General features: G+C 61.7%; 23 protein-coding genes. 11 read left to right on the top strand and 12 right to left on the bottom strand.

Annotated elements, in window-relative coordinates; all coding sequences use genetic code 11:
* Position 1: 1 nt before the first annotated feature.
* Positions 2 to 1,024: a thymidylate synthase gene (locus GGR30_RS21875; RefSeq protein WP_183491166.1), complete on the bottom strand. Its 1,023-nt coding sequence runs from the start codon at positions 1,022 to 1,024 to the stop codon at positions 2 to 4.
* A 114-nt stretch (positions 1,025 to 1,138) separates the two neighbouring features.
* Here GGR30_RS21875 and GGR30_RS21870 point away from each other — a divergent pair, with 114 nt between their 5' ends.
* The 3 genes from GGR30_RS21870 to GGR30_RS21865 all read left to right on the top strand — a co-directional run bounded on the left by GGR30_RS21870 (position 1,139) and on the right by GGR30_RS21865 (position 3,116).
* Complete coding sequence (locus GGR30_RS21870) at positions 1,139 to 1,804, top strand: nucleoside/nucleotide kinase family protein (protein ID WP_183491164.1); 666 nt, start codon at positions 1,139 to 1,141, stop codon at positions 1,802 to 1,804.
* Between the two features lie 116 nt (positions 1,805 to 1,920).
* Positions 1,921 to 2,220 (top strand): TIR domain-containing protein, encoded by a 300-nt coding sequence (locus tag GGR30_RS23770; RefSeq protein WP_425488374.1) that lies wholly within the window; start codon positions 1,921 to 1,923, stop codon positions 2,218 to 2,220.
* Between the two features lie 395 nt (positions 2,221 to 2,615).
* On the top strand, positions 2,616 to 3,116 hold the full coding sequence (locus tag GGR30_RS21865; RefSeq protein WP_183491162.1) for a hypothetical protein: 501 nt from the start codon (positions 2,616 to 2,618) through the stop codon (positions 3,114 to 3,116).
* Between the two features lie 134 nt (positions 3,117 to 3,250).
* On the opposite strand, the gene GGR30_RS21860 is transcribed toward GGR30_RS21865, so the two are convergent.
* Complete coding sequence (locus GGR30_RS21860; RefSeq protein WP_183491160.1) at positions 3,251 to 4,558, bottom strand: ATP-binding protein; 1,308 nt, start codon at positions 4,556 to 4,558, stop codon at positions 3,251 to 3,253.
* The gene (locus GGR30_RS21855) at positions 4,555 to 5,217 is read right to left on the bottom strand and encodes a response regulator (RefSeq protein WP_183491159.1); all 663 of its coding nucleotides are present in this window, start codon (positions 5,215 to 5,217) and stop codon (positions 4,555 to 4,557) included. The genes GGR30_RS21860 and GGR30_RS21855 overlap by 4 nt, the downstream gene beginning before the upstream one ends.
* A gap of 106 nt (positions 5,218 to 5,323) precedes the next feature.
* On the opposite strand from GGR30_RS21855, the gene dsbD reads away from it, so the two are divergent.
* Genes dsbD through GGR30_RS21840 form a run of 3 tightly spaced genes read left to right on the top strand, consistent with a single transcriptional unit; the run spans position 5,324 to position 8,508 of the window.
* Positions 5,324 to 7,132 (top strand): protein-disulfide reductase DsbD, encoded by a 1,809-nt coding sequence (gene dsbD, locus GGR30_RS21850; RefSeq protein WP_246414108.1) that lies wholly within the window; start codon positions 5,324 to 5,326, stop codon positions 7,130 to 7,132.
* A 21-nt stretch (positions 7,133 to 7,153) separates the two neighbouring features.
* Positions 7,154 to 7,783 (top strand): DsbA family protein, encoded by a 630-nt coding sequence (locus tag GGR30_RS21845; protein ID WP_183491158.1) that lies wholly within the window; start codon positions 7,154 to 7,156, stop codon positions 7,781 to 7,783.
* Positions 7,780 to 8,508, top strand: coding sequence for a L,D-transpeptidase (locus tag GGR30_RS21840; protein WP_183491156.1), 729 nt, complete (start codon positions 7,780 to 7,782; stop codon positions 8,506 to 8,508). Before GGR30_RS21845 ends, GGR30_RS21840 begins: the two co-directional genes overlap by 4 nt.
* A 201-nt stretch (positions 8,509 to 8,709) precedes the next feature.
* On the opposite strand, the gene GGR30_RS21835 is transcribed toward GGR30_RS21840, so the two are convergent.
* On the bottom strand, positions 8,710 to 9,609 hold the full coding sequence (locus tag GGR30_RS21835) for a LysR substrate-binding domain-containing protein (protein WP_183491154.1): 900 nt from the start codon (positions 9,607 to 9,609) through the stop codon (positions 8,710 to 8,712).
* Between the two features lie 93 nt (positions 9,610 to 9,702).
* Between GGR30_RS21835 and GGR30_RS21830 the strand changes: the two genes are divergently transcribed.
* The 5 genes from GGR30_RS21830 to GGR30_RS21810 are packed head-to-tail and all read left to right on the top strand — an operon-like array spanning position 9,703 to position 14,914.
* Positions 9,703 to 10,863 (top strand): trans-sulfuration enzyme family protein, encoded by a 1,161-nt coding sequence (locus GGR30_RS21830; protein WP_183491152.1) that lies wholly within the window; start codon positions 9,703 to 9,705, stop codon positions 10,861 to 10,863.
* Positions 10,864 to 10,906: 43 nt separating this feature from the next.
* Positions 10,907 to 11,929, top strand: coding sequence for an amino acid ABC transporter substrate-binding protein (locus GGR30_RS21825; protein WP_183491150.1), 1,023 nt, complete (start codon positions 10,907 to 10,909; stop codon positions 11,927 to 11,929).
* 8 nt (positions 11,930 to 11,937) lie between these two features.
* The gene (locus tag GGR30_RS21820) at positions 11,938 to 13,086 is read left to right on the top strand and encodes an amino acid ABC transporter permease (protein WP_246414106.1); all 1,149 of its coding nucleotides are present in this window, start codon (positions 11,938 to 11,940) and stop codon (positions 13,084 to 13,086) included.
* Positions 13,086 to 14,174, top strand: a complete 1,089-nt coding sequence (locus tag GGR30_RS21815) for an amino acid ABC transporter permease (RefSeq protein ID WP_183491186.1) — start codon at positions 13,086 to 13,088, stop codon at positions 14,172 to 14,174. Before GGR30_RS21820 ends, GGR30_RS21815 begins: the two co-directional genes overlap by 1 nt.
* Positions 14,171 to 14,914: an amino acid ABC transporter ATP-binding protein gene (locus tag GGR30_RS21810; protein WP_183491148.1), complete on the top strand. Its 744-nt coding sequence runs from the start codon at positions 14,171 to 14,173 to the stop codon at positions 14,912 to 14,914. Before GGR30_RS21815 ends, GGR30_RS21810 begins: the two co-directional genes overlap by 4 nt.
* 60 nt (positions 14,915 to 14,974) lie before the next feature.
* Here the strand turns inward: GGR30_RS21810 and GGR30_RS21805 are convergent, their stop codons facing one another.
* The 8 genes from GGR30_RS21805 to GGR30_RS23715 all read right to left on the bottom strand — a co-directional run bounded on the left by GGR30_RS21805 (position 14,975) and on the right by GGR30_RS23715 (position 21,202).
* The gene (locus GGR30_RS21805; protein ID WP_183491145.1) at positions 14,975 to 16,378 is read right to left on the bottom strand and encodes a PepSY-associated TM helix domain-containing protein; all 1,404 of its coding nucleotides are present in this window, start codon (positions 16,376 to 16,378) and stop codon (positions 14,975 to 14,977) included.
* A 42-nt stretch (positions 16,379 to 16,420) separates the two neighbouring features.
* Positions 16,421 to 16,789, bottom strand: coding sequence for a hypothetical protein (locus GGR30_RS21800; protein ID WP_183491143.1), 369 nt, complete (start codon positions 16,787 to 16,789; stop codon positions 16,421 to 16,423).
* Entirely contained in the window at positions 16,782 to 17,390 is a 609-nt protein-coding gene (locus GGR30_RS21795; protein ID WP_183491141.1) for an SCO family protein, read from the bottom strand. The genes GGR30_RS21800 and GGR30_RS21795 overlap by 8 nt, the downstream gene beginning before the upstream one ends.
* Before the next feature lie 130 nt (positions 17,391 to 17,520).
* Entirely contained in the window at positions 17,521 to 18,564 is a 1,044-nt protein-coding gene (locus GGR30_RS21790; RefSeq protein WP_183491139.1) for a DUF1775 domain-containing protein, read from the bottom strand.
* A gap of 62 nt (positions 18,565 to 18,626) precedes the next feature.
* Positions 18,627 to 18,968 (bottom strand): hypothetical protein, encoded by a 342-nt coding sequence (locus GGR30_RS21785; RefSeq protein ID WP_183491137.1) that lies wholly within the window; start codon positions 18,966 to 18,968, stop codon positions 18,627 to 18,629.
* 152 nt (positions 18,969 to 19,120) lie between these two features.
* Positions 19,121 to 19,408 carry a hypothetical protein gene (locus GGR30_RS21780; protein WP_183491135.1) on the bottom strand — a complete coding sequence of 96 codons (288 nt, stop codon included), beginning with the start codon at positions 19,406 to 19,408 and terminating at the stop codon, positions 19,121 to 19,123.
* The gene (locus GGR30_RS21775; protein WP_183491133.1) at positions 19,405 to 20,475 is read right to left on the bottom strand and encodes a CobW family GTP-binding protein; all 1,071 of its coding nucleotides are present in this window, start codon (positions 20,473 to 20,475) and stop codon (positions 19,405 to 19,407) included. The genes GGR30_RS21780 and GGR30_RS21775 overlap by 4 nt, the downstream gene beginning before the upstream one ends.
* 106 nt (positions 20,476 to 20,581) lie before the next feature.
* Positions 20,582 to 21,202, bottom strand: a complete 621-nt coding sequence (locus GGR30_RS23715) for a ZinT family metal-binding protein (RefSeq protein WP_425488373.1) — start codon at positions 21,200 to 21,202, stop codon at positions 20,582 to 20,584.
* Between the last annotated feature and the right edge of the window lie 308 nt (positions 21,203 to 21,510).

The raw sequence follows: 21,510 nt of genomic DNA, 5'->3' as shown, positions 1-21,510 counted from the left end.
CTCAGAGTGCCTTTCTTAGTTCGCGAGAGCGAACCCACCGTTCACACCATTTTTTCCAGACTGCTAGCAGTAGCGGGTCGGAACATCCTTGCGCCGCTTCTGTCATAACGTCGTCCCAGCCAAGGCGCCGTGCAATATCGGCCGCTGCGATGAGCAACAGGTTGTGATGGCCGGGCGGTAGCACGGCGTGTTTAATAATGTCGGTGCACTCTGCGCCGGTCAGCGCCGGGTCGCCGAGTCGTTCGAGTACCCTTTCGAAGATTGAGATTGCCTCGAAAGCCTCTTTCTTTGGCAAAAGAAGGCTAGAGTTTGACCGCAAGGCGCTTTTGGGTGCAAAGGAAAACGTATCAAGATCGTTCTGATATACGTGAAGGCTGTTGCAGACGTGGGTGTATGGACCAACGCTTACACCCAAGCACCCGGCAACCACTTCCTGCAAAACGGTGAACTGAACGAAATTATAGGGCGTTCCGCGATTGAGGTCATTACTGCGCAGGACTTGAAGCCAATGCAGTTCGTTCTGCCGCACCCTTAAGAAAGAGCCGGTGTTGCAGGGTATGTCGGCAGACCGCGGCGCTCCTGTCGTCGCAGGTAGGTCGTCCACGGCGCTCCATATCTGCAGAGCCACTTGGCGACTGGTGGGATTGGCGATCAACGCATCGATCGCCCGGTCGAGTTGGTCGACCGAAAAATGCCGGCGCAGCCTGTATCCGTAGGCTCCCGGATAGCTCGACGTATCGCCAGCAAAATGGGGAAGCGACGGATTCCAGCGATTCACAAGCCTTGCATCGTTTCTTCCGCTCAAGATCCAGAAGGCTTCAACGATCGCAAAGGCCGGGTTCATCGCGGGCCGTCGGCTCAAAACCCACCGCTGGCGGGGTTCCTTGATCACGAACGCCGCGTGAACGAGTTCTTTGACGGGTCCGTTTCGGCCCGGCTCAACGCCGATCTCCGCATCATCGAAGATGGTCTTGGCGGCAATGCGCCAAGCTTCGTCTGCTGTGGTCCCTGAAAAAACCTGCATGCAGCAACCCACGATTTGTCAAATCAGATGTCTAGCTTTGAGGAATCATATAAGACTTAAAAGGCTTGGAAGATAGTGAACACAATCAGTGCGGGACAGACTAATGGCTAAAACATGTTGATTACGGTCGAGGGCATCGATGGGTCTGGGAAGAATACGTTGGCTTGTGGACTTTCAACGGTCCTCGCGGCCTCCCATGACGTCAAAATGGTCGCGTCGCCCGGTTACGACCGTACGGAGACAGGCAAGCTGATTGGGCGCTACCTCTCCGGAAACTTCGACCTTGGAAACGACAGCCCCTACGCATTATCCCTTCTTTTTGCACTTGATCGCCAGGAAGGACAGCCGGACTTAAGAAAGTGGCTGGCAGAGGGCAAACTGGTTATCGCGGACCGATACGCGGCCTCAAATATTGCCTACCAGGCCGCCCGTGCTGATGATCCCGACGAGAGTGCCCGCGTGCGCCAGTTTGTCCTTGATCTTGAGTACCAGAGATTGAGCACGATCGTGCCTGCCTACAACATCTGGCTGGACATCCCGGTGGACTTTTCTCGTGAGCTGATCGCGCGCAAAGGGAAGCGAGACTATGTCAGTACCACATACGACAAGTTTGAAGCCGACGGCAATTTGATGAGAAAGGTTTCGGAGGAATATCGCGAGCTCGCCAAGGACGACCGCTATGGAAAATGGATCCGGATCGAGCCGGTTCAAGAGGGCGCCTTGCGTGCCGCCGAGGCTATTCTTGACGAAGCGTTGGGGAGATTGGATCTTTATTCCTGACAGCAACTATCGAAATCGCGTACATAGAATACGTCTCATATACAATTGTAAAAAAATGCCAACAATACCTAATTGAATAGGGTAATTATTGGAGGTCAGGCGATGGCAGGTCTTCGATACATCTCAATAGAAATAATCATGCTGATGTTGTCCAAGTAACGCAGCTGACGACAAGCCTCGCAAGGCGGGGCTATGAAATTCGCAACAGTTCCATTCGCGCTAAGCCGGAGAACCAACGTCGGCTCTATGACCACCGAGCGAGTGACAGGACGTTGAAGCGCCTCATGCGCATGAAATTGAACTGGGCATCAACAGTGATCGTCTTAATCGAAACTCATGTGAGGCCGTGGGTCGACTCGGGGACACGCAAGGCAAGCGCATTATTGGTGTCCATACCCGTTGCTCCACGGACGTGAAGTTCCGGAAGTGCTAGAAGACTACGGGGTTACAATTCGCAATTGCAATCCTGAAAGCATCATAGACGCAGTGGAAGGTCGGACCGACTTTTTGACAGCCGAGGGGTGGGGGCCAAGGAGAGCTCCCGCCTAGACTGATTAAAGTATTGAAGAACCATCCGCTTTCAGCGGATTGATTCAGTCGGCAACGTGCCGTCGGTTCGATTCCCTTCAAGACCTACGACGCTGTGCATCAAATCGGACCACGTCACTCAAATCCATTCTCCAGTTTCTTGGTCAGGGTCTTATCTCAATGTCCATGAACCTGGCATCAGGCCAGGTGCTCTCGTGATCGTGGACGCGATTATGTCCGGACATACCATAACAGCAGGTTCGCCACGCCGTCATTTTGCAAAATGGCCCGGCGCGGTGGTCTTTTGCCGGCTGCGTCGCGTGGCTCTGACCTTCCTGACCAAAGCCGTTCTTGCGAGCTGTGCGGTATTGGGGTTCTGTCCTTCGTCTTCACGGTGTTCTTCTATGGTTTCTTCCTCGATGGCATCTACAGCCCCCTCGGCAAGCGCTTCGACAACCTGCATCCCCGCGTCACGATGAGCGAGGGCGTGCTGACCGACGATACCGCTTCGGTGCGCGTCTACATGGACCGCGGCCCCGAAACGCATGGGGGGCACATTGTCCGTGCCACGCTCGGGGACAAGAACAATGCCGATCAGCCGGTTTTCGACTATGGCGTCTACGCGCGTCTGGACAAGGAAGTCCTCAAGATCGCGGATAACAGCTTTGCGCCTTATTCGACCTGCAAGGCGCTTGCCTACAGCGTTCGTTGCCAGCTCGGCAGTCAGGCGTCACCGGATTTCGCTGTCTCGGCAGGAGCCGATATCAACGCGATATGGTGCTGACGCTGACCGATGTCGAAGGAAAGACCTTCACGGCGCCGCTTTCGGTCCGATAAGAACCAGCAATATGACCTAATTTGAAGTGGCGCGGCCTGAAAAGGTAGCGCCATTTTTGCAATGGGGATTGGGCTGCAAAATCAGAGCGGTTCGACCGAGACGCGGAAGCCCTGTCCGTCCGCCATGTTTTCGAAAGTCAAAGACGCGCCGAGCCGTTTTGCCGCCATGGCGGCAATTGTCAAGCCGAGACCCGTGCCGGATGCCTTGTTGTCGTGGCCGCGATAAAACCGGCGGGTCAAGAGCTCAAGGTCTTCTTCCCGCACACCCGGACCGTTATCTTCAATGGCCAGTCCGTTTCCTTCAGGCGTCATGCGCCAGTGCACCGCGCCGTTCGAACCGGCGTGCTGGACCGCATTTTCCTGCAGGTTTCTGAGGATAAGATGCAGTGTTTCGGCATTTGTCTTGGCGCTGAGCTGGTCCAGCGCCGGGTCGATAGTCGTATTGCCTCCTTTGGTCAGGCCCGCGATCACATCGCGCAGCACCTCGCCGATAATCACCGGTTCCCGGCTGAGCTTTTCCGAGCCGGCCTCAAGGCGGGCCAGTGTCAGCAATTGGCGGACCAGACGGTCGGTGCGGTCGACTGAAACAAGAATTTGCCGGAGAGCCTGATCGCGCATCGCGTCGTCTTTGGCCGCACGCGCCACCTGTGCCTGCATGCGCAAGCCCGCAAGCGGCGTTTTCAGTTCATGGGCCGCAAAGGCCGTCAGCTCGCGCTCATGTCTGCGTGCGGCATCCACCTTGCCGAAAAGGCCGTTGAGCGCATCGACCAGAGGCCGGACCTCGGACGGGGCGTCTTCGGCGTCAATCGCGCGCATATCCTCAGCGTCGCGGGCGGTGATGTCGCCGGCCATCCGGTTCAGCGGACGAAGACCGCGACCGAGGCTGAACCAGATGAGAAACCCGAACACCGGAAGCACCAGCGCCGCCGGGATCAGCAGCCCCGCAATAAGGTCGCGGACCAGCCGGTCTCGAAGGCCGACGCGGTCACCGACGACCACCCGCACGCCTTTTTCGGGGTCGATGATGGTATAAACGCGCCATGCCTCGCCATTCACCTCGCGATCGCCGAACCCATCTTCGTTGAGCGCGATGCTTTCATCCGGCGCGCCGCTGGAGCGGGCCATGAGGTCGCCGTCGAGCGACCAGATCTGGCATGACAACTGTTTGTCGTAGTCGACCGAGGCGAATGTTCCGTTTTTCCGCGCAGCGTCGATATCGCTGCTGGAAACCAGCGAGTGAACCATGCGTGCGGCTTCCTGGAGCCGGGTATCGAGCACATGCTGAACCTCGAAACGGCTCCAGCTCGAAATCCAGATCACAGCCGCCACCCAGATGACGCCGGAAGCGACGACAAGCAGAATGAAAAGACGGCGACGCAGGGAGTTCATCGGTCTGGCCTCATGCGGTAGCCAAGCCCGCGCACGGTTTCGATGCTGGTTTTGCCGATCTTGGCGCGCAGATTGTGGATGTGGACTTCGATGGCATTGCTTTCGACTTCCTCCTGCCAGCCATACAGGCGGTCTTCAAGCGCCTGCCGTGAACGGATAACGCCAGGGCGCTCCATCAGCGCCATCAGGATCGCGAATTCGCGGCGTGACAGGACGATCTCCCGTCCTTCGACGGTCGCCAGCATTTTCGAAGGGTCGAGCGCCACGCCATTGGCGTTCAGAACCGGCTCGACCTGCCCATGGCCCCGGCGCATGACCGCGCGCAGGCGCGCCGCGAGTTCGTCCAGATCGAAGGGCTTGCCGATATAGTCATCGGCGCCGACATCGAGACCGCGAATCCGGTCTGCTGTTTCGTCGAGCGCGGTCAGCATCAGCACGGGCGTCCGGTTTCCGGCCTGTCTTACCTCTGCCAGCAGGTCGAGCCCGGAGCCGTCCGGCAGCATCAGGTCGAGGATGATCGCATCGAAAGTGCCGGTTTCAATGGCCGCAACGCCGTCGGCGCAGGTCGCTACGGCGTCGACTGTGTCGCCGTTGAGCCTGAGGCCGACAGCAAGGCCATCAGCCAGAACCGGATCATCCTCAACCACGAGTATGCGCATGGACTGTCTTTCCGTTTGAACGTGGCCGTTGTTTTCCCGCCAGCTTAAGGCTGACTTAAGCTGGCGGGACGATCTGACGCGCTGCTTTGATAATCAGGAATCGCAAATGGCTGCAATGATCCGGTTTCCGTTCTCCTGTTTCGTCGCCGTCCTGCTGCTTGTCGGCATGGCGTACACAGCCTTCGCGCAGATGCCGCCGCCCGCCGACGACGTATTCCGGCTTCAGGCCGCCCGCGACGGCAGCGGCGCGGTAACGCTCGACTGGATGATAGCGCCGGGCACCTATCTCTATCGCGACAGCCTCAAGGTGAGCGAGGGCGCGAAGCTGGTTCCACTCGCCTTGCCCGAGGGCGTCCAAAAGGACGATCCGAATTTCGGCCGTGTGGACGTCTACCACAACCATGTCCGGGCCGCTCTCCCGCAAGGACTTGACGCCGACAGGCTAACGGTGCGCTATCAGGGCTGCGCCGAACAGGGCATCTGCTATCCGCCGGTCGAAAAGACGCTCGACCTGGCGAGCCTTTCGATATCGGGAAGCGGCAACCGGCTGAGTGCCGACGCCAGCCGATCCGGCCCTTGGCAAACGGCTTCACCCGCTCGCCCCGCCGTTTCGGACACGAATGCTGCGGACACCGGGCCGGACGAGACCGGGCGGGCAGCATCCTATCTCAACGGCAATGTGTTTTTGATGGCGGCGGGTTTTCTCGGCTTCGGCCTGTTGTTGTCGCTGACCCCGTGCGTTTTCCCGATGATCCCTATCCTGTCGGCCACTCTGGCCGGCGCGGGTACAAAGCTTTCCGCCGCACGCGGGTTCATCCTGTCGTTTTCTTATGTGCTGGCTATGGCCGCCGCCTACGGTCTGGTCGGACTGGTCGCCGGTCTGTCGGGCGCCAATCTGCAGGCGGCACTCCAGACACCCTGGGCACTCGGCCTTTCGGCGGCCGTGTTCATCGTGCTGGCGCTTGGCATGTTCGGCCTCTTCGAGCTTCAGCTGCCGTCAGCGCTCACATCCCGTCTTGCCGGTCGCGGGCGTGGCGGCTCCGTGGCGGGGGCCGCGGTTTTGGGCTTCGGCTCCGCGCTCATCGTTGGGCCCTGCGTTACCCCGCCGCTGGCGGCGGCCATGCTTTATGCCATCAACACGGGCGAGGCCGCCAAGGGCGCCGTCGCGCTCTTTGCGCTCGGTCTCGGCATGGGGCTGCCGCTGGTCGCTTTTGGCACTTTCGGCGCGCGTATCCTCCCGAAATCCGGCCCCTGGCTTGTGGCGATCCGACAGGTCTTTGGCGTCGTGTTTCTCGGCGTGGCCGTAATGCTCGTCGCGCGGCTTCTGCCGCCGCCCGCCGCGCTTGCCCTTTGGGGCGCGACGGCCATCGGTCTTGCCGTCTTCGTCGGCGCCTTCGACCGCATTTCCGCCGGAAGCGGCTGGGGGCAACGCGCAGCCAAGGCCGGCGGCCTTGTGATGTTCATTGCCGGCGCCGTCATGCTTGTCGGCGCGGCCGCAGGCGAGGGCGACCCGCTCAAGCCGTTGGCGTTTCTGGCAGGCGCTCCGCAACCCAGCCATCAGGTCGCTGAAACGCGGGTCACCGCGTCAACCGCGTTTGACGAAGCGCTTGCCCGCTCCGGCCAAACGCCGGTGCTGGTCTCGTTCACTGCGGACTGGTGCACGATCTGCAAGTCCAACGAGAAGATCATGGCCGAACCGGCGATTGCCGCGCGGCTTCAGGACGTTTCCATGATCACGGTCGACGTCACCCGCCAGAATGGCGACGCGCGGGCGCTGATGGACCGGTTTTCCGTCGTTGGTCCGCCGACGCTTTTTCTGGTGGATCGCGACGGCCGGGAGATCGGCAATTCGCGGATCACCGGCGCCATAACCCCTGAAACCATTTCACAAAACCTGTCCCGGGCCGGCGCCTGAGGACCAATCAAGGAGACAGACATGAAGCGCAGGACCTTCCTGGCCACTGCCGCGCTGGCGGCGTTCACCCTTGCCAGCGGCATGCCCGCACTGGCCCAGAATATCGACGTCAACGCCATTCTGCACGATCCCGACGCGCCCGAGGCGGGCAATCCCGACGGCGACATCACCATCGTCGCCTTCCTCGATTACAACTGCCCCTTCTGCAAGAAATCGGCCCCGGACCTCGACCGCATCGTCGAGGAGGATGGCAATATCAGGCTCGTCTACAAGGACTGGCCGGTGCTTTCCGAAGCCTCCGTCTATGGCGCCCAACTGGCGCTCGCCGCCGGTTATCAGGGCAAGTATGAAGAGGTTCATCATGCCCTGATGAGCGTGCCGGGTCACAAGGTCACCGAGGCGCAGATGCTCGAAGCCGTGCGCGACACCAGCGTGGACATGCAGCGATTGCAGGACGATGTGACCGGCCACCACGCCGAGATCGCCGCACTTCTGGGGCGCACGATGGAGCAGGGCGATGCGCTCGGCCTGATTTCGACGCCGACCTATCTGATCGGCCCGATGATGACGACGACGCTCGACTATGACGGCTTCAAGGAAACGGTGGCGGAGGCCAGACGGCGTCACACCGCGGGAGAACGCGTCGAATGAGGTATCTATCAGTCAGGTTGCTTCCGATCGTCGTTGTCGCAGGGCTCTCGGCCTGTGCGTCGACCGGCGCTCCCCCGCAGCCGCCAGCGCCGAAGCCGGTGCTTGAGGACGCGCGCTACGCCGCCGTCACCGACGAGCCGTTCAATGTGCCGGCTGTCAATCTGAAACAGTTCGATCCCGAATTCCGGCGTCAGCTTGTCGACGATCCGACCGGCGAACAACCAGGCACGCTCGTCGTCGATCCCGAAAACCGGTTCCTCTATCTCGTCATGGCGGACAGCAAGGCTATGCGTTATGGCGTGGGTGTAGGACGTGCGGGCATGGCATGGTCCGGCACGGCGAATGTCGCCTACAAGCGCGAATGGCCAAAATGGACGCCGACGCAGGACATGATCAAGCGCGATCCCGACACCTATAAGAAGTGGGCGGGTGGCATGGAAGGCGGACCAACGAACCCGCTCGGCGCCCGCGCGCTCTATCTGTTCGAGGACGGCAAGGACACGCTTTATCGCATCCACGGAACCAACGAGCCGTGGTCGATCGGCCAGGCAATGTCGTCGGGTTGTATCCGCATGATGAACCAGGACGTTATGGACCTCTATCGCCGCGTCCCGGACGGCGCAAAGGTTGTTGTTCTACCCGCCGCCGGGCAGGAGAAGCCGGTTGCCGGCAAAGAAAGCAGCCAGAGCAATGATGATCGGGTGAAGCATGTAAATCCTGCCTGAACGGACAGCAACCGCGTATTCGTGCGACGTCGGCCGTGAAACCATGCTTGGGGAGCCGCACAACTCGCAGGACAGACGGAGATATTTACGAAGTTGGACGGCAATAATGGCTGGCCGCCATGAATGTACGGCTCGACGGTCACGACCTGAAGCAGCTCAACAGAATGTGCGATGTAGCTGGAAAGGCTGCTTTCCGCTTTCCTATGCGATTGGCATCTCGTACCTGTTTCGCAGTCGGAAAAGCTCGGCCGTGAAGCCGCGGACGAGGGTGGACTTCTGGATGTCGGCGGGAAAGAGAAGGTAGACGCGGAACATCACCTCGGGCGCGAAGGGGCGGAGCGCGAAGGTTCTGCTTTCCGCTTCGCCGATGACCAGCGGGTTCACCAGTCCCACGGCGTCGCCCTCCTGCGCCAGTGCGCAGATGGTGGCGGCGTTCGGGGTCTCGATCACATATTTTGGCTCGTGCCCGGCTTTCTTCATGGTCTCGTCAAAGCGCTGCCGCGCCCGGTCCTCGGGGCTGAGGCCGATCAGCGGCCATTCCGCGATCAAATCGGGGGTGATCGACTTGTGAAGGGTCAGCGGATGGGACTTCGGCATGGCGAGGAGGCCCGGAAAGCTGCCGAACAACTGGCTGTCGATGCCCGATCGGTCGATTTCATCCGCCGCGAGCCCGAGATCATACTGCCCGTCGGTGATGCCGTTGCGGATCGCCGACGACCAGGTGATGTGGAAGGTGATCCTCACGCCCGGATTCTGTTTCCGGAAGGCGCGGATGGCCGCAGGCGCCAGGATGGCCCCGGCCGCCGCCAGCGAGGCGATCTTCAGCGTGCCGGCCCCGTAGTCGCGAATACTGGCCGCCGTTGCCTGCAGCCGGTCCAGCCCCTTGAAGCTGACCTCGACCTCCCGGAAGAACAGCGTTCCCTCGGGCGTCGCGATCAACCGCCCGCGCACCCGGTCGAACAGTGGAAACCGCACCGCCGCTTCCAGCTCGGCGATCAGACGCGAGACGGCCGGCTGGGTGACGCCCATCAGTTCGGCGGCCCGGACGGTCGAGCCCGAGATCATGACGGCGTTGAAGGCTTCGAGCTGGCGAAAATTCATGCCTATAAGGTTTCCGCATAGAACTATGTGCCCTGATCAGTATTCCTGCTGCCAGCAAAAGGCAATGATGGCGTCATTATTTCAGGAGTTCACATGCGCGACGCAACAAGAAGCGTTCATCACCCGAAGATCAGCGAAGAGGGCTATGCCGCCCTCGGCGTTCCGACCCACCGGGCCTCCACGATCGTCTTTCCGGATGCGGAGGCCTATGCGACCCGCTCCCAGCGGGATCTCGACGGCTATTCCTACGGCCTGCACGGCACACCAACGCAGCGCGTGCTGGAGGCGCAGCTTTCTGCGCTCGAAAACGGGTTGAAGACGGTCATCGTGCCCTCCGGCCAGGCCGCGATTGCCGTTGTGCTGCTCTCGTGCCTGAAGCCCGGCGACCATGTTCTGGTGGCCGACAACGCCTATCCGCCCGTCATCGGTCTCTGCCGCAATTTCCTCGCGCCGCGCGGCATCGCATGGTCGGTGTTCGAACCGGGGATCGGTGCTGGCATCGAGGCGTTCATCCGAGAGAATACCCGGCTGATCTGGATGGAATCGCCCGGTTCCACAACCATGGAAATCGAGGACGTGCCGGCCATCACCGCGCTTGCGAAACGGCGCGGCATCCTGACCGGCATCGACAATACCTGGGCGACGCCGCTTCTGTTCAAGCCGCTCGACCATGGCGTCGACTTCTCGATGCAGGCGCTGACCAAATATCCGGGCGGTCACTCCGACCTACTGATGGGCTCCGTCAGCGTCAACGATCTGGATCTCCGCAAGGCCTTGCGCGACACCATGCGCATGCTGGGCTTCGGCGTTTCGCCGGATGCCGTGCAACTGGTTCTGCGCGGGTTGGAAACCATGGCCGTGCGTCTCGCCCATGTTGGTCGCGTGGCCGGCGAAATCGCGGCGGAACTCGAAAGCCGCAGCGTCGGGCCGGTGCTGTTTCCCGCGCTCGCCTCCAGTCCCGGACATGCCATCTGGAAACGCGACTTTGCCGGCGCGAGCGGCCTGTTCTCGGTCGTCCTGCCGGCGGGGCACGAAGCGCGTCTCGATGCCGCGCTGAATGGTCTCAGCTATTTCGCCATCGGCGCATCTTGGGGCGGCACCCGCAGCCTGATCGCCCCGATGAGCGTCAAGACATCGCGGCAGATGCCGCACCCCCACAAGGATCGCATCATTCTGCGCGTCAATATCGGCGTGGAAGATCCCTCCGATCTCAGGGAAGACCTCGACCGCTTCTTCACTGCGCTCGCAGGCTGACAAGTCACATGCAGCATATAAAATCCAACAAGGAGATGGGAACATGACCTGCAAGACCACATTGACCGCAATGGCGCTGCTAACGGCGCTTGCCGCCCCGGCGCTGGCGCAATCGACCTCGACGCTTGAGACCGTGAAGGAGCGGGGGCGGCTGATCTGCGGCTCCAGCCAGGGCACACCCGGCTTCGGCGCTCCGGATGACAATGGCTACTGGCGCGGCCTCGACGTGGAGACCTGCCGGGCCGTCGCCGTGGCCGTGCTTGACGACAAGGATGCGGTCGATTTCGTGCCGCTGTCCGGCCAGCAGCGCATTCCGGCGCTTCAGACGGGCGAGATCGACATGCTGCCGCGCACGCTCACCTGGACACTGCAGCGCGACGCCAACGGCATCAATTTCACGACACCGAATTACTATGAATATACCGGCTTCATGATGCCGAAATCGGTCGGCATCACCAGCGTCGAGGACATGGCGGGCGCTTCCGTCTGCGTGCAGACCGGTTCGACCACCGAAGTGGTGGTCAACGATGTCTCGACCAAGAACGATCTCGATCTTCAGCCGGTCGTCTTCGACAACACCACCGCCGCGCGCCAGGCCTTCTTCTCCGGCCGCTGCGATGCGCTGATCACCGATGCCGGGGCGCTTGCCTCCGTGCGCGCGACGATGGCGGACAATCCGGACGATTATGTCATCTTCCCGGCCACGCCCTATATGGATGCGCTGACGCCCGCCGTTCGTCATGGCGACGACCAATGGCTCGATATCGTGACCTGGTCGATCCAGGCGATGATCGCCGCCGAGGCATTCGGGCTTACCAGCGAGAATATCGACGACTATCTCGACAGTGACGATCCACGCATCCGCCGGTTTCTGGGCACGGATCCGGGCAATGGCGCGGCCCTCGGTCTCAGCGACGATTTCGCCTATCGCATCGTGAAATCCGTCGGGAATTACGCCGAGGTCTATGACCGCAATGTCGGCATGGACAGCCCGCTGAAGCTGCAGCGAGGCTATAACGCGCTGTTCAACGACGGCGGGCTGATGTTCCCGCTGGCCTTTCAGTAAAGCCGGTCATGCTGTCGCTCTGGTATTCACAACGGGCCCGTTCCTGGGCCATGCAGATCGCCCTTCTGGGCGGTCTGGTCCTGTTCGTCTGGTGGCTTGCGGGCAATACGCATGAGAACCTGACCGAACGCGGCATCCGCACCGGGTTCGACTATCTCTGGCGGCCGGCGCGCTTTCCGATCTCCGAAAGCATCGTCCGCTATGATGCATCGGACAGCTTCTTCTGGGCCTATGTCGTCGGTCTAGCCAATACGCTGTGGCTGTCGTTCCTGTCGATCCTGTTTGCAACCGTGCTCGGTCTGGCGGTCGGGCTGTCGCGTCGCTCCGCCCATCCGCTGCTGTCGCGTTTTGCAGGCGCCTATGTCACGGTGCTGCGCAACGTTCCGTTGATCGTCCAGCTTCTCTTCTGGTATGCGATCGCCACCTCGCTGTTTCCGGTTCCGCGCGAGGCGCTCAATCCGCTGCCCGGCGTGTTCCTGTCCATTCGAGGCGTCTATGCTCCGGCCCTGACGCTCGGCCCGGGCGCCAGCATGCTGCTGATCGTCGCGGCGATCCTGATGGTCATTGCGCTCGTCACCGGCTTCAAGCTTTCGGCAAGAAAGCGCCTGCCGCTAAAAGCCGCGAGCGTCGGCCTCTCTGTCTGCCTCTGGGTGGCAGTCGTTGTCGGGCTCTCCGGCATGCTCGGCCATCCGGTCGGCCTCGAGGCTCCGGCCCTGAAGGGGCTCAATTTCAGGGGTGGCATGGTGCTTTCGCCCGAATTCGCCGCGATCATCACCGGCCTGACGATCTACACCTCCGCCTTCATCGGCGAAATCATCCGCGGCGGCATCGACGCCGTCGAAAAGGGCCAGTGGGAAGGCGCGCGCGCCCTGGGGCTCGGCGAACGCCACATCATGTTCCGGATCATCCTGCCGCAGGCGCTCAGGATCATCGTGCCGCCCATGACCTCGCAATATCTCTCAACCGTCAAGAACACCACGCTTGCCGTGGCGGTCGGCTATCCCGAACTCGGCCTCGTGGTCAACACGGTGATCAACCAGACCGGCCAGGCGATCGAAAGCATCCTGATCATGCTGGCTGTCTTCCTCAGCATTTCGCTCTCCGTTTCCGCGTTCATGAACTGGTACAACGCGCGCGTTGCGCTGGTGGTGCGATGATGACCGATATTACCTTCACCACCGCTGCCGATGCACCGCAGAAACCGCCGAAGGCCAAGCGCAAGCCACTGCTGAAGCTGTTGTTCGGCGACCTGCTGTCGGCATTCCTCACGGTTCTGGCCGTCCTGATCATCGTCGGCCTCATCCCGGCCTTCAACTGGGCCGTTCTCGATGCCCACTGGGTAGGCGGCCCGGCCGCATGCCAGGGCGGCGGGGCGTGCTGGACCTTTATCGGGGCCAAGGCGCGGCTGATCCTGTTCGGCCTCTATCCGCCATCAGAACAATGGCGGGCCACCATCGTCATCATGCTGATCGTCGCCATGGTTCTGGTTTCGCTGTCGCCGAGATTATGGAATGCTCGGCTCTTGCTGGTCTGGGCCGTCGCGATTGCCGCCATGCTGGTGCTGATGGGCGGCGGCGTGCTGGGCCTCGACTACGTGCCGACGTCGAAATGGGGCGGCCTGCCGGTGACGCTGCTTCTGGCGACGCTTTCGCTCGGGCTTGCGTTTCCGCTCGCCGTGCTGCTTGCGCTGGGGCGGCGGGGGAAATTGCCCGTTGCCCGCGCGATCAGCATTTTCGTGATCGAACTGGTGCGCGGTCTTCCTCTGGTCGGCCTGCTGTTCGTGGCGGCGATCCTGCTGCCGCTGCTGCTGCCGCCGGAATGGACGGTGGACAAGCTGGGGCGGACGCTTGCCGCGCTGACGATCTTCGCGGCCGCCTATCTGGCGGAGGTCATTCGCGGCGGCCTTCAGGGGCTGGACGATGGCCAGATCGAGGCGGCCGAGGCGCTTGGCATTCCCTACTGGAAGATGATCTGGCACATCGTTTTGCCGCAGGCGATCCAGAACGTGATCCCGCCGCTGACCAACACCGCCATCGTGATGATCAAGAACACCTCGCTGGTGCTGATCGTCGGCGTGTTCGACATGCTGAGCGCGGCGCGCAGCGCCAGCACCGACCCGGCATGGCCGGCGCCTTCCACCGAGGCCTATCTGTTCGTCGCGGCGATCTACTTCATCATCTGCTTTTCCATCTCAATCTATTCGCGCCATCTCGAACGGGGCGTAGCCGCAAGGACACACGGATGAAACCTGCGATCGAAATCGATAATATCGACAAATTCTATGGCGATTTTCATGTCCTCAAGGGCGTTTCGCTGACGGTTGCGGCCGGCGAGAAAGTGGTGGTGTGCGGGCCGTCGGGCTCTGGAAAGTCGACGCTGATCCGCTGCATAAACCGCCTCGAGGACCATCAGGCGGGCCGGATTGTCGTCAACGGCGTCGAGCTTGGCGACGATCTGCGCAATCTCGATGCGGTCCGGCGCGATGCGGGCATGGTGTTTCAGCATTTCAACCTGTTTCCGCATCTGACGGTGCTCGAAAACTGCGTTCTGCCGCAGATCCTGTCGCGGCGCACGCCGCGCGCGGAAGCGGAGGCGGCGGCGGAAACCTTCCTGAAGCGGGTCCGCATTCTCGACCAGGCGCCCAAATTTCCCGGGCAGCTTTCCGGCGGGCAAAAGCAGAGGGTTGCCATTGCGCGCGCACTCTGCATGCGGCCGCGGATCATGCTGTTCGATGAACCGACATCGGCGCTCGATCCGGAGATGATTCGGGAAGTGCTCGACGTGATGGTGGAACTCGCCGATGACGGCATGACCATGGTGGTCGTGACCCACGAAATGGGCTTCGCCCGCAAGGTCGCCGATCGCGTCGTCTATATGGAAGCCGGCGGGATTGTCGAAACCGCCGCCCCGGATCAGTTCTTCGATGCGCCGGAAGACGAGAGAACCCGCCGTTTTCTGTCCAGCATCCGGACGATGATCCACTGAAGGCTCCCGTCGCGAGACAGTTCGATGCGGCGTGCTTGTGGCGCGCCGCATCGACGCTTTTCAGCTCAGCGCGCGCCGAATGCCTGGAAGGAACCGCAGCACTGTCGCATCCAACAATAGGATGAGCGCGATCGCAAACCCGGCCATCGGGAACACGATGCCGAGCGCGACGACGAGCAGGGCCGCCCCTTTCCAGAATGGCAGGTCCTTTGGTCTGGGCGGCGCAAACAGGCGCGTGCCGACGGTGCCCGGGCGACGCTTCCACCACATGATGGCCCCCGAGATCCACACCAGCACGACGGATAGGCAGAACACGGTATTCAGCACGAGGTTCCAGACGCCGAGGTCGCCTTCGTGGAAGGCGATGCCGACGGCCATGGCCTTGGCATAGGGCGAATAGTCGGCAAATCCGACATCGGCCAGAACCCTGCCGGTATACTGGTCGATATGGATCGTCCGGTCGGCGGTCGGGTTGGGCCCGTCATTTGACATGCTGTCGTGGCTGACGGTCCAAACGCCGGTGGCGTCTGCCGGAATATAGACCTGAAATCGGCCGTTGAAACCGAGCGAGCGGGCGAAGGCCGCTACACTGTCGATATCGACCTCGCCGGAAATCGCCTCGACGCCGGCGAGCGAACCGGATTCCGGTAGCGGCGTCTGTTCGAGGCCCCACGGAACCTCCTTGGTATTGCCGTGGTTCATGTCGGCATGGGTGCTGTCGGAAAGTGGCGCCCCCCATTTTTCGGCCGGAAACGTGTTCCACGCCTGCACCATTTTTTCGCCCCAGATGCCGGCCCAGCTCAGGCCTGACAGCAGGAAGACGAGCAGGACAAGCGAGATCCACATGCCGGTGACGCCGTGGATGGATTTCCAGAGCGCTCGCTTCCTGAGAGAAAGCTGCGGCACCAGCGCCGCGCGCCAGCCGGAACCGTTGCGCGGCCAATGCAGGTAAAGCCCGGTCGCGATCATGATGATGGCGAGGCTTGCGGCGATCTCGATCATCCGGTCGCCGAACCGGCCCAGAAGAAGCGTGCCATGGATATCCGTTGCAAAATCGTACCAGCCCGCGCGCCACGGGAAGGTCTTCATCACCGCCCCGCTATAGGGATCGATCGCCACGCCGGTGGTGCCGGCGCCTGTTTCGACGGCAAAGGCGGCAATGCGATTGTCGGCAAGCGGTTCGACATACTGCGTGGCATGGCCGCCGGAAACGGCCACCTCCGCTGCGGCCTCAAGTGCGCTGTTCGCCATCGTCCCGCCCTGCGGCGTGACGGCCATGCGCTCGGCGCCAAGGCCAGCGCCCCAGGATATCCAAAGCATTGTCAGGCCGGTGATGGCCAGCATGCAGAGGAAAGGGATGACGTAAAGCCCGGCGTAGAAGTGCCATCGCCAGGCGATGAAATAGTATTTCCTGGCATCGGCCGAAGCCGACGGGGCCGCGGCCCGGGAGATCGTGTCAGTCATGTCTGTCTTTCGCTTCGATGAGGTTTCAACGGATTTCGAAACTCAGGAAGCGAGCGGTGGCCCTGTTGAAGGCGGGAGGCCTGTGGCCTTGGCATGTGCGAGCACGGTCGTCGGTCGATCGTGAACGATCAGGAAGGCGCTGCTTCCCTTCGACAGGGCTTGCGGGGCATCGGCGAGATTGAACAGGCCATGCGCCATGGCCCAGCCGCAAGGGCTGCCCTGCGCCGGCTCCGGTTTTGCGGGCTTCGGCTCTGTCGTGATCTCCAGCGGGCCGTGGTTCGTGCAGATGACGACCTTGATGCCTTCCGGCGTTGCAACCGGCATGATGCCGGCCGGCGCCAGCGAGAACAGCAGGAAGAACACCAGAACGATACCGCCGATCAGATCGCGGTTTTCGCGCAACTCAGCCATCGTCGGTGTCGATCAGCCTCTTCAGCTTCTCAATCGCCGTATCGTGATCTTCCTGATAGGCGATGGTGCTCTGCAGCACGCCGCCATCGTTCAACAGGAAAACCGATGCGGAATGGTTCATCGTGTAGTCGCCGTCGGGGTCGTTCGGATCGAGCGGCACCTTTTCGTAATAGATGCCGAAGCCGTCCGCCATGGCGCGGACCTTGTCCGGATCGCCGGCAATGCCGGTGACGCGGTCGGTGACGTTGGAGAGATAGCGCCGCATCATCTCCGGCGTGTCCTGTTCCGGATCGATCGTGACCCAGTAGGCGTCGATCTTGTCGCCATCGGGATCGACCGCGTGCAGCCAGCCATTGAGCTCGTAAAGCGTCGTCGGGCAGACTTCGGGGCAATGGGTGAAGCCAAAGAACAGCGCGGTCGGCTTCTGGCGGAAGGCGGCCTGAGTGATCTCGGAACCGTCATCGGCGGTCAGCGTGAAGTCCGGTCCCATCGGGATATGCATCATCTCTTCGTTGGTCTCGCCGATCTGATAGACCAGCCAGATGATCACCACGCAGATGGCGGCAACGGCCCCCCAGAGGGTCCTTCTGAAGTTCTTCATGTCCTGAATTCCTCCTTACGCACACAGGCCTGCAGGGCCGTCGCCAGCCCGGCAGCAGACGCTCTTGTGCGATGTGGGAACGCCCCGCATCGCCAGTCAGGCTGCGCGGGGGCGGTGCGGTGTCCGAAACTCAGTTCGCCTTCATGTCGCCATGGTCGGCGTGGCCATGATCCATGCCGTGCATCGCATGACCATCCTCCTTCGCGGCGATGCTCTTGACGGCGAAGGGCACGGTCACCTTTCCGGCCTTCTCGAAGGTCAATTCGACATCGACGACCGTATCTTCGACAAGCGGACCTTTCAGTTTCATGAACATGATGTGCAGGCCGCCCGGCGAAAGCTCCACAGTCTCATGGGCGGGAACCGGAATGCCATCGGTCATCTGGTACATCTTCATCACATCGCCATCCATGCGCATGTTGTGAAGCTGCAGGTCGCCCGCGGCATCGGATGAGGCGGCGATGAGGCGGTCGTCGGTATCGCCATTATTGGTGACCGACAGGAACCCGCCGCCGACGGGCGCGCCGGGCAGGGTGGCACGGGCGAAGGCGCCGGTGATGTCGAGATCGCCAAGCTTGATGTCCTCGCTTATGGCGTGGTCCATATCGTGGCTCACGTCATGAGACATTGCGGCGTGGTCGTCGTGGCCACCATGTCCGTGACCGGCGGCCGTCACCGTCAGCTTGGGCGCGGGTTCGCCGTCGCCGGTCTCGCCCGTACCGGTCCAGTGGTTGGCGCTGCCATCGGCGCAAAGCTGAACGGCCGGGAAATAGAGCACCGTGCCGGGCGCGATATCGGCCGTCAGCGAGCCGCGCATCACGAACTCGTCGTAATAGGCGTCGGGCAGTTCGCCGCCCTTCCAGATCACCTCGGTCACGCCTTCGCTGACCGGCGTGCCATGGTTCATATAGGTTTCGGCGTAAGCGCCGGTGACGGTTTCGAGCTCCCAGCCGGCATGCGGCATCGGCTTCACGCTGTAAAAGCCTTCCGGCACCTGAACGCGGATTTCGGTGGTCGCCGCGCCATCGCAGCCGTGCGGCACGCGGATAACGGCCTTGTAGCTGCTGCCGGCCGGTGCTTCGCCGGTTTCGAGCGTCATATGGGCATTGGCGGCGGAAAGGCTGGCAAGGCTGATTGCGCCGGCCCATGCGAGACGGGTCATGAACTTGGTCATGGAAAATACTCCGTTTGGAATTGTCGTGATTTTACGGACCCTGACAGGTCCGCTTTGCGGAATCAGACAGCTAACGGGGGTGCGCGTGGATTGTAATGGCTTGTGTAGACGACGCGGGACGGGGTCTCGTCTTCAAATGCGAGATCATGCGCCAAGAGGCAGGTATAGGCCGGGACGGCCTCGTCCGGCGGCGGCGGCAGGATGGCGGCGTCCTGACGGCAGGCATGGCAGGGGCCGTGGCTCATGGCCCCGTCATCGCCGGGACCGCTGCCGCAGAGAACGCTCTGGGACGACGCCAGAAGCGAGCTCGCATCATGGTGGGTCAGTGCGGGCATGAAGGGCTGATAGATAAAGGCAAGCGCAAAAACGGCGATCACGGCCAGTGCCGCCGCCAGCTCCCGCATCGCAGCCTTCAATCCCCGCAAACCCAAAACCTCCCCATCATTCTGCTGTTCCGCCTTTGAGCGAACACGTTCGACGAAACAAGAATAGAAGCCGCAAGTTATTGCAACTTGTCAATTTGACGCAAGCGAAATGACGGCCGGTCGCGCGGCTTTCATGCGCGGCTCTGTCCATCCGCGACAACCGCGTCGACATCCTCGCATGTAACATCCGCCATCGCCTTGTGGATGGAAAACTGACGGGTGTCGGTCGGTCCCGCCATCACCAGAATCACCGTTTCGCGCGGCGGACAGCCGGGAACGTGACATGCAAGCTCGTTGATCGAGACGACGGTCGCGTCGTCGATCTTCAGAAGCGCGCGCGTCCAGCCTTTGATCCTGCGCGCTGCCTCGATAACGCTCGGCTTTTTCGGGGCGAGCGGATTCACAAACGCATTGCTCAAGCGGAAGTCCTTCCTTTTTTGTTCGACCGCGCGACAAGTGCGGCGAACAGCGCGCGGATTTGTTTTTGCGGAAGGTCCATGCCGATCAAAACGATCCGCGTGCCGCGTTCCTCACCCGGCCATTCCGGCAGGCGCACAGTCGGGTCTATCCGGTGCTGGACGGCGTGGATCACCATTGGTCGTTCCGGATCATCACTGAGGGCGACCAGCCCCTTCATGCGGATAAGGCCGCGGTTTTGCGGGCTGACAAGAAGGCCCAGCAGAATGCCGATCGCATCCGGGTCCAGCGGCGCCTCGCTCGTCAGGGAAAACGCCTCGATCTCGTCGCCATGGCGATTGGGGTCGTGGTCGTGCTCGGGATGCGCTGCGAGCCGCTCCATCGCCAGCCAGCCATTGACGTCTTCAGCCTTGTGCGACACCGAATAGGGCGGTTCGCCGAGAAGAGATACGAGATCGAAGTCCGGCGCATGCCGGTCGTGAAAGCGCGCGGCCGGATTGAGTACCGCCAGTTCTTGCGGCCAGTTCCGTTTTTCCTCGGCGATATCGGTTTTCGTCAGGATGACGTCGTCGGCGAAGGCCAGCTGCTTCCAGCCCTCGATGAAGCTTGCAAGCGTCGAGCGTCCATCGATAGTATCGAAGGCGGTGATGACGCCTTGCAGATAGAAGTGGCGCGCAACGGCGTGGTCGCGCTGCGCAGTCGCGGGCGCGCCGCCGGGGATCAGGCTGTTGATGATCGGAGCGGGATCGGCAAGTCCGGTGGTTTCGATGACCACCCGGCTGACCGGGCCGATTGCGCCTTTCATCCGGGCCTCGTGCAATTCGTAAAGCGAGGTTCGGATGTCGCTGGTGGCGGAGCAGCAGAGACAGCCGGTCGTGGTGCGCAGGTAGCGTTCCGAACCGGTGCGGACCAGATCGTGATCGATGGCGATGGAGCCGAATTCGTTGATGATCACGGCCGTGTCGGCCATGCGCGGATCGCTGACCAGTTTATTGATCAGCGTCGTCTTGCCGGAACCGAGAAAGCCGGTCAGCAGCGTTACCGCAACAGGGTCGTAGAACTGCTTCAATCGATTCCTCTCTGAGACGGAGTGTGGCGACGGGCTCCCTGAGAGACCGGTGCGTCCGGCCCTGAAGGGGCGGACGCTTGTTTTTTGGATCGCCGCGCAGGCCGCCTCAATGCGCCAGCATCTCCTGGACGATCTGGTCGCTGTCGAGCGATGACGGGTAGTAAGTCGGCCAGTTGGTAACTTCTTCCAGAAGCGCCGCGCGGTCGTCACCCCAGTAGAGATGGTAGTGGTCGGCGTCGGCCGGTGCGATCCGGTGGTCGGAGAACTGGATGAACTGCGGTGCACCCTCGTCGCCGCCGGTCTTTTCGAAGATGAAGCGAACGCCGCGGTTGCCCTTGGCATAGGTCAGGATTTCATAGCCGTCGCTTTCGTAGTGGCCTTCGACCGCCTCGCCATTCTCATAAAAGGTGACGTCGTGGCCATCGATGGTGATGCGCTCGACATCGGTCTTGTAGCCGGTGTCGTAATAGGCCTTGTATTCCGCAGCGGTCATCGCGCCGGATTCGGCTTTGTGATCCATCACCGGATCGAGCGTGCCATCCTGAAGATAGGGGTAGACCGACTGCCAGTCGCCTTCCCAGTCGGAAAGGGCGCGATCCGCGATCTGGCTGTCCTCGAAATAGCCCTTGGCGATCTGCGGGTCGCCATGATCGTGGGCATGCGCTTCGTCGCCATGAGCGTGATCGTGGTCATGGCCTTCGTGGTCATGTTCGCCTTCGTGGACCATGCCGCTGCCGCCGGCAACGGCGATATTGTAGGGCATGCCGCCAACGTTGATCGTGCCGACTTCCGAAAGGCCGTCCTTGGCGATGCGGCGGACGAGGCCGGCATTCGGGTCGCTCATCACGATTTCATCGCCGGCCATGGCGATGCGCGGACGCGGATCATTCCAGTGGCCGTCCATCGAATAGGGTTCGGTGACCTTGGCGCTTTCCGTGAGGCTGGCGTCCAGGATATCAATCTGGTGCAGGCTGCCATCTTCGGTCAGGACATAGCCGTAACGGGCATTGGCCGGATCGAGCGCGAAATCGACGC

The sequence above is a fragment of the Martelella radicis genome (assembly GCF_014196625.1).
GTDB lineage: Bacteria > Pseudomonadota > Alphaproteobacteria > Rhizobiales > Rhizobiaceae > Martelella > Martelella radicis.
The sequence above is the reverse complement of the archived record's forward strand: the minus strand, read 5'-3'. Positions and strand labels throughout refer to the sequence as shown.